This window comes from Bradyrhizobium sp. Ken64 (assembly GCF_055807555.1).
Window position 1 is genome coordinate 87,899 of record NZ_JBVVPA010000016.1, and the last position, 15,257, is coordinate 103,155.

General features: G+C 64.1%; 10 protein-coding genes. 4 read left to right on the forward strand and 6 right to left on the reverse strand.

Annotated elements, in window-relative coordinates; translation table 11 throughout:
* The first annotated feature begins 95 nt into the window (after nt 1-95).
* Entirely contained in the window at nt 96-3,167 is a 3,072-nt protein-coding gene (locus tag AC0L2F_RS24635) for an ATP-binding protein (protein WP_473250157.1), read from the forward strand.
* 5 nt (nt 3,168-3,172) lie between these two features.
* On the opposite strand, the gene AC0L2F_RS24640 is transcribed toward AC0L2F_RS24635, so the two are convergent.
* A complete protein-coding gene (locus AC0L2F_RS24640; protein ID WP_473250158.1) occupies nt 3,173-4,267 on the reverse strand; it encodes a catalase family protein in 1,095 nt (364 codons plus the stop codon).
* A gap of 438 nt (nt 4,268-4,705) precedes the next feature.
* Between AC0L2F_RS24640 and AC0L2F_RS24645 the strand changes: the two genes are divergently transcribed.
* The 3 genes from AC0L2F_RS24645 to AC0L2F_RS24655 all read left to right on the forward strand — a co-directional run bounded on the left by AC0L2F_RS24645 (nt 4,706) and on the right by AC0L2F_RS24655 (nt 7,185).
* The gene (locus tag AC0L2F_RS24645; protein WP_473250159.1) at nt 4,706-5,551 is read left to right on the forward strand and encodes a CmcJ/NvfI family oxidoreductase; all 846 of its coding nucleotides are present in this window, start codon (nt 4,706-4,708) and stop codon (nt 5,549-5,551) included.
* 103 nt (nt 5,552-5,654) lie between these two features.
* The gene (locus AC0L2F_RS24650; RefSeq protein WP_007601095.1) at nt 5,655-5,966 is read left to right on the forward strand and encodes a septal ring lytic transglycosylase RlpA family protein; all 312 of its coding nucleotides are present in this window, start codon (nt 5,655-5,657) and stop codon (nt 5,964-5,966) included.
* A gap of 49 nt (nt 5,967-6,015) precedes the next feature.
* Complete coding sequence (locus AC0L2F_RS24655; RefSeq protein WP_473250160.1) at nt 6,016-7,185, forward strand: Gfo/Idh/MocA family protein; 1,170 nt, start codon at nt 6,016-6,018, stop codon at nt 7,183-7,185.
* Nucleotides 7,186-7,416: 231 nt separating this feature from the next.
* Here AC0L2F_RS24655 and AC0L2F_RS24660 read toward each other — a convergent pair whose 3' ends face one another.
* From AC0L2F_RS24660 to AC0L2F_RS24680, 5 genes are all read right to left on the reverse strand, one after another.
* Nucleotides 7,417-8,727: an ABC transporter substrate-binding protein gene (locus tag AC0L2F_RS24660; protein ID WP_063995323.1), complete on the reverse strand. Its 1,311-nt coding sequence runs from the start codon at nt 8,725-8,727 to the stop codon at nt 7,417-7,419.
* 154 nt (nt 8,728-8,881) lie between these two features.
* Nucleotides 8,882-11,395, reverse strand: a complete 2,514-nt coding sequence (uvrA, locus tag AC0L2F_RS24665; RefSeq protein WP_473250161.1) for an excinuclease ABC subunit UvrA — start codon at nt 11,393-11,395, stop codon at nt 8,882-8,884.
* Nucleotides 11,396-11,567: 172 nt separating this feature from the next.
* Nucleotides 11,568-12,809 carry an ABC transporter substrate-binding protein gene (locus AC0L2F_RS24670; protein ID WP_473250162.1) on the reverse strand — a complete coding sequence of 414 codons (1,242 nt, stop codon included), beginning with the start codon at nt 12,807-12,809 and terminating at the stop codon, nt 11,568-11,570.
* A gap of 40 nt (nt 12,810-12,849) precedes the next feature.
* Nucleotides 12,850-14,331 (reverse strand): ATP-binding cassette domain-containing protein, encoded by a 1,482-nt coding sequence (locus AC0L2F_RS24675; protein WP_473250163.1) that lies wholly within the window; start codon nt 14,329-14,331, stop codon nt 12,850-12,852.
* A complete protein-coding gene (locus tag AC0L2F_RS24680) occupies nt 14,331-15,257 on the reverse strand; it encodes a branched-chain amino acid ABC transporter permease (RefSeq protein ID WP_063995324.1) in 927 nt (308 codons plus the stop codon). The genes AC0L2F_RS24675 and AC0L2F_RS24680 overlap by 1 nt, the downstream gene beginning before the upstream one ends.

The following is a 15,257-nucleotide window of genomic DNA, read 5'->3' on the forward strand; positions in this document are numbered from 1 at the left end:
AATGCTAGTGCCGGCGCAGGGCGCAGGTCTTTATCGCGTCCTTACATTTGGCTGAGCTTTCCCTTAAGATGGGGGAGCATCCGGGGGTCGGAGCCGTGCGTAGAGACGCGCTTGCCTTTGGTGAATTCCGCCTCGACCGTGCCAACGCGCTATTGTGGCGAGGCGGGGAGCGGATCGCGCTGGCGCCGAAGCCGTTCGAGGTTCTTTGCTATCTCGTCGGTCGGCCCGGTGAGCTCGTCACCAAGGAAGAGTTGCTCGACGCGGTCTGGTCCGATCTGCACGTCAGCGAGTCGAGCCTCGCCGTTGCCGTGAATGCGCTACGCTCGGTGCTCGGCGACGACAGGCAGTCCCCCAATTACATCGAGACGGTCACGCGGCGCGGCTATCGCTTCATTGCGCCGGTCGCGACCGCCGACTTGCCTGCGATCGAGCGGGCGCCCGAAGAAGAGGCGGCGTCCGTCACGGAGCAGGCTGTCGATCGACGCCGGCACTGGAGAGTCGGCCGCACGGGGGCACTCGACACGCTGGACAAGGCGTTGCAACTCGCGCGTACCGGACAGCGTCAGGTCGTCTTCATCACCGGCGAGGCCGGGATCGGCAAGACCACCCTCTTGCAAATGACGCTCGACAGGATGAACCAGCAGGGACTGGGCGTGCTGCACTGTAGCTGCAACGAGCTGTTCGGCACCCATGAGGCCTTTCTTCCGCTGATCGGAGCGCTGAACGAGTGCTGCCGTCGAACCGATGGAGCATCGCTGCTGGCGTCCATCCGCGAGCACGCGCCGACGTGGCTCGCGCAAATGCCCGGATTCCTCGGCGAAGCAGACCGGGCAGCGTTCCAGCATGAGGTCTTTGGCGCAACCCGGGAGCGCATGCTGCGCGAATTTGCCGATCTCATGGAACATCTCGCCGTCACGCGACCATGGGTGATCATCCTGGAAGATCTGCATTGGAGCGACTTCGCCACCGTGGATGTGCTCTCCCGGCTGGCGCGGCGGGATCGGAGGGCTTCTATCCTCGTGCTGGCCACCTACCGGCCGATGGAAGTCGCTGTCGGCGGACATCCCATCCGCGCGGTTCACCAGGACTTGCGGATTCACGGACACGCCACCGAGCTCGCGCTCGATCGGCTCACCGGCACCGACGTCGAACGCTATCTTTCGCTGCGCTTCAACTCGGCCGATTTTGCCAGAGAGCTGGTCGAGCGCATCTTCGCGCGAACCGGCGGCCATCCTCTGTTCGTGTCGTCTCTGCTCGACCATCTCGTGGCGCAGGGCGCGCTGGTCGAGCACGAACTGGGCTGGCGGCTGGTCAGCGAAGACGCGGCCTCGCATGACAGCATGCCGCGCGATCTGGAAGGCATGATCAAGCAGCAGATCGATCACCTCACCGTGGACGAGCGCTGCCTGCTCGAGGTCGCCAGTGCGGCGGGAGCGGAATTTTCCGCGCTTCACATCGCCGGTGCGCTGGACCGTCCCGTGCTGGATGTCGAGCAGATGTGCGAGGACCTGGCACGGACCGATCGCATTATCGTCGCTGCCGGCATGACCGAGTGGCCGAACGGAGGTGTCTCCGGTCGCTATGCGTTCCAGCACGCGCTTTACCAGGAGATCCTCTACCAGCGGCTCGCGCCGGCGCGCCGCATGAAAACCCATGCGCTGCTTGGGGCGGGGCTCGAGCAAGGCTATGGGCCGCAGGCTGTGGAGATCGCCGCCGTTGTCGCGCGCCACTTCGAACTGGGCCGCGATTTCCCGAAAGCGATGCATTATCTGGGCGCGGCGGCCGAGGGCTCGGCGCGAAGGTTCAGCACGCGGGAGGCCGCCAATTACCTGTCCCGCGCTTTGGAACTGGTGCCGCATCTGCCGCCGGAGTTTCAGGTGGCGACGCGTCTGAAGTTGCTGCTCCAGCGCGCCTGGGCCTGGCGGGCCAGTGGAGATTTCCTGAATTCCCTGCAAGATCTCAGCGCTGTCGTCGCGCACGCGGCGGAGAACGGGCACGTGCGCGAAGAGGTGAACGCGCTGGTCGATCTCAGCCGATTCTGTCTTTACGTCGATCGACGCCAGAGCCTGCCTGTTGCGGAACAGGCCCTTGTCAAGAGCAGGGCGATCGACGACGCCGCGTTCAGCGCTCTGGTCCAGGGCAACCTTGCCAATTTGAAGCTGATGCTCCGCGGCTGGGATCGCGAGAATGCGGACCTTGCCGAGCGTGCGTCAGCACTGATCACCGGAGAGCAGGATCTGAGCATGCGGCTGCGACGCTGCTCGATGGAGATGGTGCTGGAGTTCCTGCGCGCGAATTATCCCGCCTGCTGCGATGCGACGACCAGGGGAAAGGAGCTCGCCCGCCTGGTCGGTGATGTCTATCTGTTCGTCCTCTATGAGTCGGTCGAGGCGTTTGCCCAGATTTATCTCGGTGAATGGGGCCAGGCGCAACGAAACCTCGTCTCCGCGTTGGCTATCTCGGAACGGAATGCAAATCCGCAGGCCGTCGCGCTGTGTCATCTCGCGATCGGATGGCTGTATTCCGAGGCGGAGGAATATGGCAGCGCGTCACGGCGTGCGGAGGATGCGCTCGGCCCGATGATCGAGGCCAATCCGTTCACCTTCTTCGTCGGCAGGAACCTGCTGGCGCGGGCTTATGTCCGGATGGGCGACCTGCCTCGGGCGCGGCAGCATCTCGATGCGATGGAGCGGCGGATGGAGGTCGACCGGGTGCCGATGGAGTCGCTGGTCATCCCCCATTATTGGCTCACTTGCTCCGACTATTGGATCGCGATCGGCGATCTGGACCTTGCCCGGAGTTCGGCCAGCCAGTTTCACGAGGTGACGAGCGCGGCACCCGACCGGCCGTTTCTCGCGCTGTGCTACGAGACCATGGCGAGAATTGCGATCCTGAAGCAGGATGCGCAACTCGCCGGCGGGCATTTGTCGGCGGCAATTTCGATCGTCCGTCGTGCCAGGTTGCCGCATGCCGCCTGGCGGGTTTATCGCACGACCGCGATGCTCTATGAGAGCCTCGGACAAGCGCAAAGGGCTGCCAAGTGGCGGGACCGCTCCTGCCAAGTGATTGCGTCGCTGGCAGAGACGCTAGATCCCGGCGATCCGCTGCGGTCGGCGTCCTTTTTCGACGCAGGCCGGGACAGCGGGCCTCATCGTGAGGGACGGTGATCGGCTCAATCCGGCAGGTCCGCGATCTCTCGCGGTTCGCCGGGCCGTTGCTTGACCTTGAAGTGATTTTGCTGCTGCCGCAGCGTGCGGGAGGCCCGGTAGGCATCCCTGCGCAATCGCATGATGGATCCGAGCGGCTGATGCGCGGCGAGACATCGCCATGGATCGAACGAAAGCACCTCGTCGGAATAGACGCGACGCGCGGGGCTGTCGGCGGTCTGGCGCGGCAGTGTAATCTTGCCGAGTGCTTGCGGTGGCGCGACGTCTTCGGGCCAGTCGATCGAGGCATCTTCGATCGGTGTTCGCTCCAGGTCGGTGCAGAGCTGGGCAAATAATTCGTACTCGGCCGCATTGTCCTTGAAGAAGGCAACGACGCTGTTCAGCACGGCATCATCGGCATCGTGGCAGGGCTGGCCGGTGAGTTGGCGAACCGACGCTGACTTCGGCACCAGGCGAAGCCTTGCGATATAATCGCCAAACCGCAATGCTCCCTCCGTGTGAAAGGTCTCTCCGAGAATGTTGCTGCCGGCATCACCGAGCGCCTTCAAGACGATCGGGATCGGAATGCCTGTTCTGTCCGATGCGGCGACCAGGACGCGCGCGAAAAAGCCTATGGGTCCGTACGCCAGATCAGGCAGGAACAGGGTGTGCTCGACCTTATGCTGTGCGCGCATATAGGCCATCGCATCCGCGAAATAGCTGGGGTGATTGACGAGTAGGAGATCCTGGTTCGTCGAATCGTCGTCGCCGAGCGCCTTGGGCCCGGTCACGCCCAGGACCTTGATGGCAAACCCCCGTGGCGAACGGACGCGATCGCTCCTGTTGAATGCGGTGGAGAGGCGGACGATGATCGGGAAGTGGCCAGCCTGCTTGAACAGGCCCTGGCGCAGATGATCCGGCAAATCCTCGTAGACGATCAGCTCGCCCCGGAGATAGCCGGCGCCCTTGGCGTGCTGCTGCCGGGTCCCATGCTTGTCTTTGCGAAAAGTGCGATCGCTCGTTCGCGAAATCGAAGCAACAATCTCCTCGACGGCCGCCGCTTCCTCCGGCCGGATGTGTTCGACGGATGGATCGTAACGAAGATACTGATCGGCTGACATGGCGCTGATCTCCAGCCCGAAGGTCGCCTTCCCATTGCAAGCGTCGACGGCCGCAGGGCAAATCACTGTAAGCCCGTCCGGTCGGGATCGGCAACCCGAGAGCGAGTTGTGATTGCCTGGACCAACCGCGAGATGAGGCATCCTGTTACCGACGCGATCACACGGTCGATGCTAGGCCAGCGGCTTCTCGGAAGTCCTTATGGGCTCCTTATGTTGTCCTGATCTTTTCCTTAAGGCCGGCCCGAGGCACGAGATCTCACAAGCTCTCAAGCACCCGTGAAGTGGACGGAGCGAATTCCAACCCGACAGGATTTTGCGAAACGTTCGTTCTGCGTTTCATGCCAACGGCAACACCCGCATTGCTATTTCCACGACCTCCCTTGCAGCACGCTCGGTCCCCTCAGAAATCATCCAGACGACCACATCGGGAGACCGGCCATGGGCCTGCAAGAACAAAGAATAGAATCGCTTCCCTTCGTCACCGCTGAACTCAACTATCTCGCGCCAGTTTCCGGCAAGCCGCGCACCTATGCGTTCGATCCGCCGCCTGGCGAGCCCAAGAGCACGTCGTTACCGGAGCCGCATCAGGTCCCGATCTTCGATGCGCGACTGATCGCGCAAAATTTCTCGCTCGACCGCGAGGGCTTTGCGCTGGTGCGGCATCCAACCCGGGTCAAGGACTTCAGCAACGACGAAGAGGTGAGGGCGGTCTACTATCCCGCCGTCGAGGCCTTCCTGCGCGCAACGCCGAAAGCCGACCGCGTCGTCATCTTCGACCATACCGTGCGCAGGCGGATCGAGGGCGCCGCGGACATTCGCGACGCTGGCCCGCGTCAGCCGGCAACGCGCGTCCACGTCGACCAGACCGCCGTCTCAGGCGCCAATCGCGTGCGCGAGCATCTGCCCGATGAGGCCGATGAGTTGCTGAAGGGCCGCGTCCAGGTGATCAATCTGTGGCGGCCGATCCGCGGCCCGTTGCGCGACTCGCCGCTGGCGATGGCTGACGGCACGACGGTCGCGCCCGACGATCTCGTCGCCTCCGATCTGATCTATCCGAACCGCCGCGGCGAGACGTATTCGGTGAAATACAATCCGAACCATCGCTGGTTCTATTTCCCCGAGATGACACCGGACGAAGCGCTGCTGCTCAAGTGCTACGATTCCGCAACCGATGGCCGCACGCGCTTCGGGCCGCACACCGCGTTCGTCGATCCGACGACGCCGGCGGATGCGGCGCCGCGTGAGAGCATCGAAGTCCGCACGCTGGTCTTTCACAAACAGTAACAATGTGTGATGGCACCGCCGGGCGCGGCCCGGCGGCGGCTCAGGAACCCACGGGAACCAACAAGCGTTGCTGGGCGGGGCAGGGCCAACCGGGAGCGGTGCCGTGCGAGCGCAGACCACGCTATTTTCTTGCCTTGCTACCTTTTCGCTTTCTGCAGTTTCCTTTGCCCAGGCCGAAAGCGGGCTTGCCTCCTATTACGGATACGGAAAAGCCGGGAAAGGCGAGCTGACCTGCGCGCACCGGACGCGCCCCTTCGGAAGCGTGCTGAGGGTGTCCTACGGCAGCCGCTCGATTCAATGCCGCGTCAACGATCGCGGCCCCTTCATCCGCGGCCGGATCGTCGATCTCTCGGTGCCGGCCGCCAAGGCGCTGGGCATGATGAGTGCCGGCGTGGTGCGGGTCTCGGTGGAATAGACCTGCCAGCGCGCTATAGTGCCGCCCACAGCATGGGTCAGGGGGCGCTATGGCCAGGATCAGGGTGGGACTCGTCGGCTGCGGCTTCGTGTCGGAGCTGCATATGTATGCGTTCCGGCGTGTCTACGGCGTGGATGTCGAAGTCGCGGCAGTGGCTGCGCGCGGCGACCATGTCGTCGAATTTGCACACCGCCACCAGATCCCGCGGGTCTATCGCAATTTCGCCGAGCTGATCGCAGACCGCGAGCTCGATGTCATCGACATCTGCACGCCGCCCAATCTTCATGCGGGGATGATCGTCGCCGCCATGCAGGCCGGCAAGCACGTGATCTGCGAAAAGCCGTTCGCCGGCTATTTCGGCCGCGACGGCGACCGGCAGCCGATCGGCAAGCATGTGCCGAAGGCGCTGATGTATGAGCGCGTGCTGGAGGAGATGGACGCCACGCGTGCCGCGATCGAGCGCACTGGAAAGCTCTTCATGTATGCCGAGGACTGGATCTACGCACCCGCGGTGACCAAGACCGCGGAGATCCTCAGAGCGACCAAGGACAAAATCCTGTTCATGAAGGGCGAGGAGAGCCATTCCGGCTCGCACGCGGCCCATGCCGCGCAATGGGCGATGACCGGCGGCGGCTCGCTGATCCGGATGGGCTGCCATCCGCTCTCCGCCGTGCTGTATCTCAAGCAGGTCGAGGCCAAGGCGCGCGGCGAGACCATCCGCGTCGCCAGCGTCAGCGGCGATGTCGGCAACGTCACGGCCGTCCTCAAGCCGGAGGAGCGCACCTATATCAAGGCCAATCCGGTTGACGTCGAGGATTGGGGCACGCTGACCGCGACGTTTTCGGACGGCACCAAGGCCACCGTGTTCTCCGGCGACATGATCATGGGCGGCGTGCGCAATCTGATCGAGACCTACACGTCAGGCGGCTCGCTGTTCGCCAACATCACGCCGAACAATCATCTGATGAGCTACCAAACCTCCGAGGAGAAGCTCGCCTCCGTCTACATCACCGAGAAGGTCGACCGCAAAACCGGCTGGCAATATGTCTGCCTCGAAGAGGAGTGGACGCGCGGCTATCTCCAGGAGATCCAGGACTTCATGGAATGCGCCGCGACCGGACGGCAGCCGCTGTCGGATCTGACGCTGGCGTATGAGACGATCAAGGTGAACTACGCGGGCTATTGGGCGGCGGAGGAGGGGCGGCGGGTGGTGTTGTAGGGGGTGATGAACTCGCTGAGCTAGCCGCAGCCGCGGTGCCAATCCTTCTCCCCTTGCGGGAGAAGGTGGCGCGAAGCGCCGGATGAGGGGTTCTATCCGCGAACACAGCTGTGAGAGGATCGCTCGCGGAGATAACCCCTCACCCGTCTCGCCGCTTCGCGGCGAGCCACCCTCTCCCGCAAGGGGAGAGGGGAAGATGGCGCCGACGCGGGCAATTTCGGCACGCCGCCATTACGTCCCGTAGGTCGATCCCTTCGGTAGCGGAAACACCGGGTCCCGCGTCCGGATGTTCGTCGGCCACACCACCGAGATGTGCTCGCCGGCGTTCTGCATCACCACTGGGGTCGAGCGCTCGTTCTGGCCGGACATCGGCGTGCCCGGCGGGAAGAATTTCACGCCATAGCCCTGGATGGTGCCGCCGGCGGGAATGTCGACGTCGAGCGCGGCCTTGCGAATGGCCTCGGGCTCGAAGCTGCCGTACTTCTCCTTGGCGACCGGCAGCACGTTGTTGAGCAAGATCCAGGTCTGGTTGAAACCCATCGAGCAATGCGGCGGCACGTCGGTGGCGCTGGTCTTGGCTTGATAGCGCGATACCATGGTCTTCGTGAGATCGCCGATGCCCGGCGCGAGCTTCGCCGGATCGAGCAGTTGCGCCGGCACCGGATCGATGTTGCAGAAATTATCGATGTCGGGGCCGAAGGTCGCGCGCAGCTTGTCGAGCTGGCTGTAGCCGGCGCCCGCGCCGAACAGCATCTTGAACCGCAGGCCGCTCTCGCGGGCCTGACGCAGGAACAGGGTGATGTCGGGGTTGTAGCCGGCATGCGAGATCACATCGACCTTGGCGCGCTTGAGCTTGGTCACGAGCACCGACAGATCGGGGGCGGAAGCCGAATAGCCTTCGCGCATCACCACCTGGATGCCCGCCTGCTTGGCATAGGCCTCGTCGGCCGCCGCGACGCCGACGCCATAAGGGCCGTCCTCGTGGATCAAGGCAACCTTGACGTCCTTCGGGTCCATGCCGAGCTTGCCCTGCGCGTGCTCGGCGACGAAGCCCGCGAAGGCCTGGCCGTACTGATCGGAATGGATCTGCGCGCGAAAGACGTATTGCAGGTTCTTGTCCTTGAACACGGCGGTCGAGACCGCGGTCGTGATCCAGAGGATCTTCTTCTGCTGCTCGACCTTCGCCGCCATCGGCACCGCATGCGCGCTGGAATAGACGCCGTTGATGATGTCGATCTTTTCCTGGCTGATCAGCCGCTCGGCCTCGTTGATGGCGACGTCGGCCTTGCTCTGCGAGTCCGCCGCGACCGGCACGATCTTGGTCTTGCCGCCGATGCCGCCCTTTTCGTTGACGAGGTCGATGGCGATCTGCGCGCCGACCGACGAGGCGACCGAGCCGCCGGCGGCGAACGGACCGGTGAGGTCGTAGATCAGGCCGATGCGCAAATTCTCGGCTTGCGCCTGGGCGCGCGTCCAATCGAGGCTGAGTGCGGCGGCGGCAGCCGCCGAGCTCTTCAGCAGCTGCCTGCGTGAAGTCGGCATCCTATCCTCCCTCAAAATCGTTTTATGACTTGGTCTTGTTATCTTTTTTCGAAGTATGGGGAGCGGGGCGGCGGAAAGTCAACATGGCGAAAGTCGGGGTCTGGCTCCGCGGCGCAGAACGCAATTGCGAAATGGGTGACGACGAGATCGCCCGCTACTGTTTCAAGCGTCGGGCGAGATAGCCGGCGGTCTTCCCGCCGGCCTCCGCGACCTCTTGCGGTGTTCCCGACGCAACGATACGGCCGCCTTCATCACCGGCACCGGGACCGAGGTCGATGATCCAGTCGCTATGAGAGACGACATCCACGTCATGCTCGACCACGACCACGCTGTTGCCGGCGTCCACGATGCGCTCGAGCTGGGCGATCAGGCGCTCGACATCGCTGGGATGAAGACCGGTGGTCGGCTCGTCCAGGACATAGAGCGTGTGGCCGCGTTGCGGACGCATGAGCTCGGTCGCGAGCTTGATGCGCTGGGCTTCGCCACCCGACAGTTCGGTCGCGGACTGACCGAGGCGGATATAGCCGAGGCCGACCTCGCGGACGACCCCCAGCGAACGGTTCAGTGTTGGATCTTCGCGGAAGAATTCGAAGGCCTCGTCGACGCGCATCGCCAGCACATCCGCGATGGATTTTCCGCGGACCTTCACCTCGAGCGTCTTGTCGTTGTAACGGGCGCCCTGGCAGGTCGGGCAGGGTGCGTAGACGCTGGGCAGGAACAGAAGCTCGACGCAGACAAATCCCTCGCCCTCGCAGGTGCTGCATCGGCCTTTTGCGACATTGAAGGAAAAGCGCCCGGCATCGTAGCGGCGGGATTTTGCCTGCGGCGTCGCGGCGAACAACCGCCGGACGTGGTCGAACAGGCCCGTATAGGTCGCAAGGTTGGACCGCGGCGTGCGGCCGATCGGCTTCTGATCGACCACCACGAGGCGATCGACCTGATCGAGGCCGGCGACGATCTTGCCACCCAATGTCTCGATCGCGGGTGCTGCCAGGCTGTCGTCATCCGCTTCCGCGGTCCGTGTATGGCCGAGATGCTCCGCCACGGCATCGACGAGGAATTGGCTGATCAGGCTCGATTTGCCCGAGCCCGACACGCCGGTCACGCTGGCGAGAACCCCGAGCGGGACATCGACGTCGAGGCCGCGAAGATTGTTGCGGGTCACACCCCGGACTTTCAGATGCGCCTTCGGTTCGCGGCGGACCGTCGGCAGCGGCTTTCGTGGATGGGCGAGATAATGGGCGGTTCGGGATTGCGCGACCTGACTGAGCCCTGCGGGCGGTCCACTATAGAGGATGTTCCCGCCGCCTTCGCCGGCATCCGGCCCGACGTCCACCAGCCAGTCGGCATGCCTGATGACCTCGATCTCGTGCTCGACCACGAAGATCGAATTGCCCGCGTGCTTGAGCCGGTCCAGCGCCCGCAGCAGCGCCTCGGTGTCGGCGGGATGCAAGCCGGCGGATGGTTCGTCGAGCACATAGACGACGCCGAACAGGTTCGAGCGGACCTGCGTCGCCAGACGCAAGCGCTGCAACTCGCCCGGCGACAGCGTCGGCGTGCTGCGCTCGCAGGCGAGATAGCCAAGCCCGAGGTCGAGCAGGACGGCCAGCCGCGCCGACAAATCCTCGCAGATGCGCCTTGCCACGACCGCCTTTTCCGACCTGTCGCTCGAGGCTTTCGCGAACGGCCTGACCACCACTTGCAGTTGCTTGAGCGGCAGATGCGACATCTCGGCGATGTTGAGGCCGGCAAACTTCACCTTGAGCGCCTCAGGCTTCAAACGCGTGCCGTGGCAGGTCGGGCAGTCCTGAGTGATCATGAATTGCGCGACGCGGCGCTTCATCATCGCACTCTCGGACTTGGCATAGGTCTGCATCACGTAGCGCTTGGCGCCGGTGAACGTGCCTTGATAGCTCGGCTCCTCCTTGCGGCGGAGGGCTCGTTTGACTTCTGCTGCAGTGTAACCGGCATACACCGGAACGGTCGGCTGCTCCTCCGTGAACAGGATCCACTCGCGGTCCTTCCTGGGTAGCTCACGCCAGGGCTTGTCCACATCGTAGCCCAGCGTTGTCAGGATGTCCCGGAGGTTCTGTCCCTGCCAGGCACTGGGCCAGGCCGCGACGGCGCGCTCGCGGATGGTCCTGGTGTCGTCGGGCACCATCGATTTTTCGGTGACGTCAAGCATCCTGCCGATGCCGTGGCAGGTCGGGCAGGCGCCTTCCGGCGTGTTCGGCGAAAACGATTCCGCATAGAGCATCTTTTGTCCGCGCGGGTAATCGCCGGCACGGGAATAGAGCATCCTGAGCAGGTTCGAGATGGTCGTCACGCTGCCGACGGACGACCTCGTCGTCGGCGCGCCGCGCTGCTGCTGGAGCGCGACGGCGGGCGGCAGGCCTTCGATGTCGTCGACTTCGGGGATCTGCATCTGGTGGAAGAGACGCCGCGCGTAAGGCGACACCGATTCCAGATATCGTCGTTGTGCCTCGGCGTAGATCGTCCCAAAGGCGAGCGATGATTTTCCGGAGCCCGATACGCCCGTGAACACGACGAGGGCGTTGCGCGGAATACTGACGTCGACGTTCCTGAGGTTGTGCTCACGCGCGCCTCGCACGCGAACGAAGCCGTCATCCTGCATCAGGCCATCGGGTTGTCTTGGTCGGTCGTCCATCTGGCTGCTCCGGCCCACGCATAGGAGGTTAACGGCAGGATCGCAGGATGGGTCCACCGATGCCAGCGTACCCGTTGCGTTCTGCACAAAACGAAGGCCCGCCGCGATTGAAGCGACGGGCCTTTCAGGGTGATGGGTGCCCAGTACCGAGCCCGGTGGCGGGCTCGGCCGGTTACTGCGACAGCTTCACGAAACTCGGAAACTTGAGCTTGCCCTCCGCGATCTTCTCGGGCCAGACCACGACCTGCTTGGAGTCCTGCCACTGGAAGACCAGACCTGACACGGTCGTCGGACCCGACTTGATGCCGTGGGTGAACTCGTCGTCCTTGCCGTAGAACTGGATGCGGCCGATCGTGCCCTCGTAGTCGGTCTTTTCGAGTTCAGTGACCATCTTGTCGGGATCGGTCGAGCCCGCGCGCTTGATCGCCTCCGTGATGAAGTAGACCTCGTCATAGGCCGTGTAGCCGGTGTAGGCCGGCGGCGAGCCGAACTTGGCCTTGAACGCCGCCGCGAACGGTTTCGTCTTGGAGGTCACGGCGACGTCGGGCGTTGCGACCGCCAGCGACGGGACGCCGTCGGCGGCACCATTGGTGTCCTTCCAGAAGGTCGGGCTCAGCGCCTGCGCGCTGATGCCGAACATCGGGACCGGCACCTGCTGGTTCTTCCACTGCACGGTCGGCTGCACGCCGACATGCGAGATGCCGGTAACGATGACGTCCGGCTTCTTGGCCTCGATATTGTTGAAGATCGGCGTGAAGTCGGTGGTGTCAGGCGAGAACCGCACGTGCTCGACGACCTTGAGGCCTGCTTTCGGAAGACAGGCCTCGTAGCCGACGTCGAGCGGCTTGGTCCAGGCGGCGTCCTCGCTCATGATCGCGACCGTCTTGAACTTGAGCTTGTCGACCAGCAGATCCTTGGCGGCGTCGCAGACGAGCTGCGCTTGCGCGGCCGAGGTCAGATAGCCGTGGAAGGTGTACTTGTTCTTCTCATAGTCGTTATGGATCGCCTTGGTGATCTCGTTCGAGGCCGCGCCGGGGGTGATCAGCGGCATCTTCAGCCGCGCCGCCCAGGGTTCGAGCGCGAGAACGACCTCGCTGATGTAGCTCGCGATCACGGCGGAGACCTTGTCCTCGCTCACCGCGCGCTGGAATGCACGCACCGAGTCGGCCGAGGAGCTCTTGTTGTCGTAGGTCACGATCTCGATCTTGCGGCCAAGAATGCCACCCTTCGCGTTGATCTCGTCGGCGGCGATCTGCGCGCCGCCAGGCGTCGCGGCACCCGCAATCGACTGCACTTCGGCGATGACGCCGATCTTGATCGGTTCGTTCGACTGCGCGTAGGCGGGAGCAGCGAGGCACAGCGCCAGCGCGGAGGCGAGGAGGAAGCTGCTGCTCAAATTCGGCGATGGTCGCATGGTCGTTCCCTTTGCTTCTTTTGTTGTTGGTATGCGCGAACTAGAGAAAATCGGCGCCAGCCTCCGCGGCGAAGCGGCCCGGATCGCCCTCCCAGACGATCCTTGCATGTTCGAGCACATAGACGCGGTCGGCATGCGGAAGCGCGAAGGTCACGTTCTGCTCGCCGAGCAGCACCGTGATCGACGTCGTCTGCCGCAGCTTCTCCAGGGCCTTGGACAGGAGCTCGAGGATGACGGGGGCGAGGCCCAGCGTGGGCTCGTCCAGGATCAGGATCTGCGGCTGCATCATCAGCGCACGGCCGATCGCAAGCATCTGCTGCTCGCCGCCGGAGAGTGTTTGCGCCATCTGGCCCTGACGCTCTTTCAGGATGGGGAACAGCTCGAACAGCCATGCGAGCTGTACCGCACGCTTGTCGTCGGCCAGATGTTGCCCGCCGAGATCGAGGTTTTCCCGCACGCTCATCTCGCCGAACAGCTCGCGCGATTCCGGGCACTGCACGAGGCCGCTGCGGGCGATCTTCGCCGGCGTCGTGCCGCGCAGCTTCTCGCCGCTGCGCACGATCTCGCCGCTATAAGGCAGGAAGCCAGAGATGGTGTTGAACAACGTGGTCTTGCCGGCCCCGTTGAGGCCGACGATCGAGACGAACTCGCCCTCATGGACGTGGATCGAGACGTTCTCCAGCGCCTGCGCCTTGCCGTAGAACACGCTGACATTCTCGACCTGGAGCAGCGGCACCTTGTCCTTGAAGCTCGTCTCGGGTCGCGCATGGGTCTCGATGGCGCCACCGAGATAGACCCGCCGCACCGTCTCGTTCTTCATGACGTCATCGGCCTTGCCCGTGACGATCTCCTCGCCGAGATACATCGCGAGCACGCGGTCGACCAGCGCCGCGACACTTTTGACGTTGTGGTCGACCAGCATCACCGCGCGGCCCTCGTCGCGAAAGCTGCGGATCAGGTCGGAGAAAACGTCGACTTCTGCGCGCGTCAGCCCGGCAAAGGGCTCGTCCACAAGCACGACCTTCGGATCGCGCGCGATCGCCTTGGCGAGCTCGAGCCGGCGCAGATCGGCGAAGGGCAGCGTCGGCGGGCGACGGTTCATAACGCTGCCGAGCCCGACGCGGTCGGCGATCCATTTGGCGCGCTCGACCAGCGCCTTGTCCGGAAACAGCATGAACAGGCTGTCCGGCAGCAGCGCGACCATGATGTTCTCCAGCACGGTCTGCCGGTTCAGCGGCCGCGAATGCTGGAACACCATGCCAAAGCCCTTGCGCGCGATCTTGTGCGCGGGAAGGCCGGCCACGTCCTCGCCCTCGAAGATCACCTCGCCTGATGTCGGGCGCTCGATGCCCATCACGCTCTTCATTGCGGTCGACTTGCCCGAGCCGTTCGGCCCGATCAGGCCAAAAATCTCGCCGCTATTGACCTCGAAGCCGAGGTTCTTCACCGCCGTCAGTCCGCCGAAGCGCTTGGTCAGGCCGCGGACTTCGAGCACGGCCCTGTTTGAAGATCGCATATCCATCACGAGCGCGCCTCACGCGAGAGGGCCGCTCCGAGGAAGCCGCCGGGGAAGAACAGCACGACGAGCAGCGCGACGGCCGAAACGATAAAGGTCGCGAGCTCGCCGGTGGGCCTTAAGAACTCGCCAGCGACGATCAGGAAGATCGCGCCCAGCGCCGCGCCAAGCACGGTGCGCCGGCCGCCGAGCACGGCCGACACGATCACGTTGACGCCGACCGCCACGTCGACGACGGTGCCGACCGAGGCGGTGCCGAAGTAGAACACCAGCAGCGCCCCCGATAGCCCCGAGAAGAACGCGCTGACGATGAAGGCGGCGAGTTTGTGCTTGACGATGTTGAAGCCGAGCGCGCCGGCCTGCACCGGGTCCTGGCCGCTGGCTTGCAGCACCAGGCCAACAGGCGATTGCGACAGGCCATAAAGAATGGCCGCCGAGATCGTCATGAAGCCGAGGGCGATCCAGTAATTGGCGCCGGCATTGATGGTGATGACGTCGGGGATAGTCAGGCCGATCTCGCCGCCGGTGAGGTCGGCGAACACCACGATGAAATTCTGCAGCATCAGCACCGCGACCAGCGTGGTCAGGCCGAAATACGGTCCGCGCACCCGGAGCGCCGGCAGCGCCAGCACGAGGCCGGCGATGACGGAGGCGAGCGCGCCGAGCACGATGCAGGCGTAAACCGACCAGCCGAACTGGGCATTGAGGATGCCCGCGGTGTAGGCGCCGACGCCGATCAGGAAGGTCGGCCCGAAATTGACCTCGCCGGCGAACCCGAACAGCAGGTCCCACGCCATCGCGAACACGCCGAAATAGAAGGCGACGGTGAGAAGCCCGAGCACGTAGCCGGAGACGTAGAGCGGAAGCGTTGCCGCGATGACGACCAGCGCGAGCGAGATGAAGAACAGGCGTGTCGTAAAGAAGCTGGCCAT

What these genes read in the sequence shown, in the direction of transcription:
- AC0L2F_RS24640 (WP_473250158.1), bottom strand. Translation starts at nt 4,267, where the DNA reads ATGTCAGCCGATCAGTATCTTCGTTACGATCCATCCGTCGAACACATC.
- AC0L2F_RS24645 (WP_473250159.1), top strand. Translation starts at nt 4,706, where the DNA reads ATGGGCCTGCAAGAACAAAGAATAGAATCGCTTCCCTTCGTCACCGCT.
- AC0L2F_RS24655 (WP_473250160.1), top strand. Translation starts at nt 6,016, where the DNA reads ATGGCCAGGATCAGGGTGGGACTCGTCGGCTGCGGCTTCGTGTCGGAG.
- AC0L2F_RS24660 (WP_063995323.1), bottom strand. Translation starts at nt 8,727, where the DNA reads ATGCCGACTTCACGCAGGCAGCTGCTGAAGAGCTCGGCGGCTGCCGCC.
- uvrA (WP_473250161.1), bottom strand. Translation starts at nt 11,395, where the DNA reads ATGGACGACCGACCAAGACAACCCGATGGCCTGATGCAGGATGACGGC.
- AC0L2F_RS24670 (WP_473250162.1), bottom strand. Translation starts at nt 12,809, where the DNA reads ATGCGACCATCGCCGAATTTGAGCAGCAGCTTCCTCCTCGCCTCCGCG.
- AC0L2F_RS24675 (WP_473250163.1), bottom strand. Translation starts at nt 14,331, where the DNA reads ATGGATATGCGATCTTCAAACAGGGCCGTGCTCGAAGTCCGCGGCCTG.
- AC0L2F_RS24680 (WP_063995324.1), bottom strand. Translation starts at nt 15,257, where the DNA reads ATGGCCAGCTTCTTTACGACACGCCTGTTCTTCATCTCGCTCGCGCTG.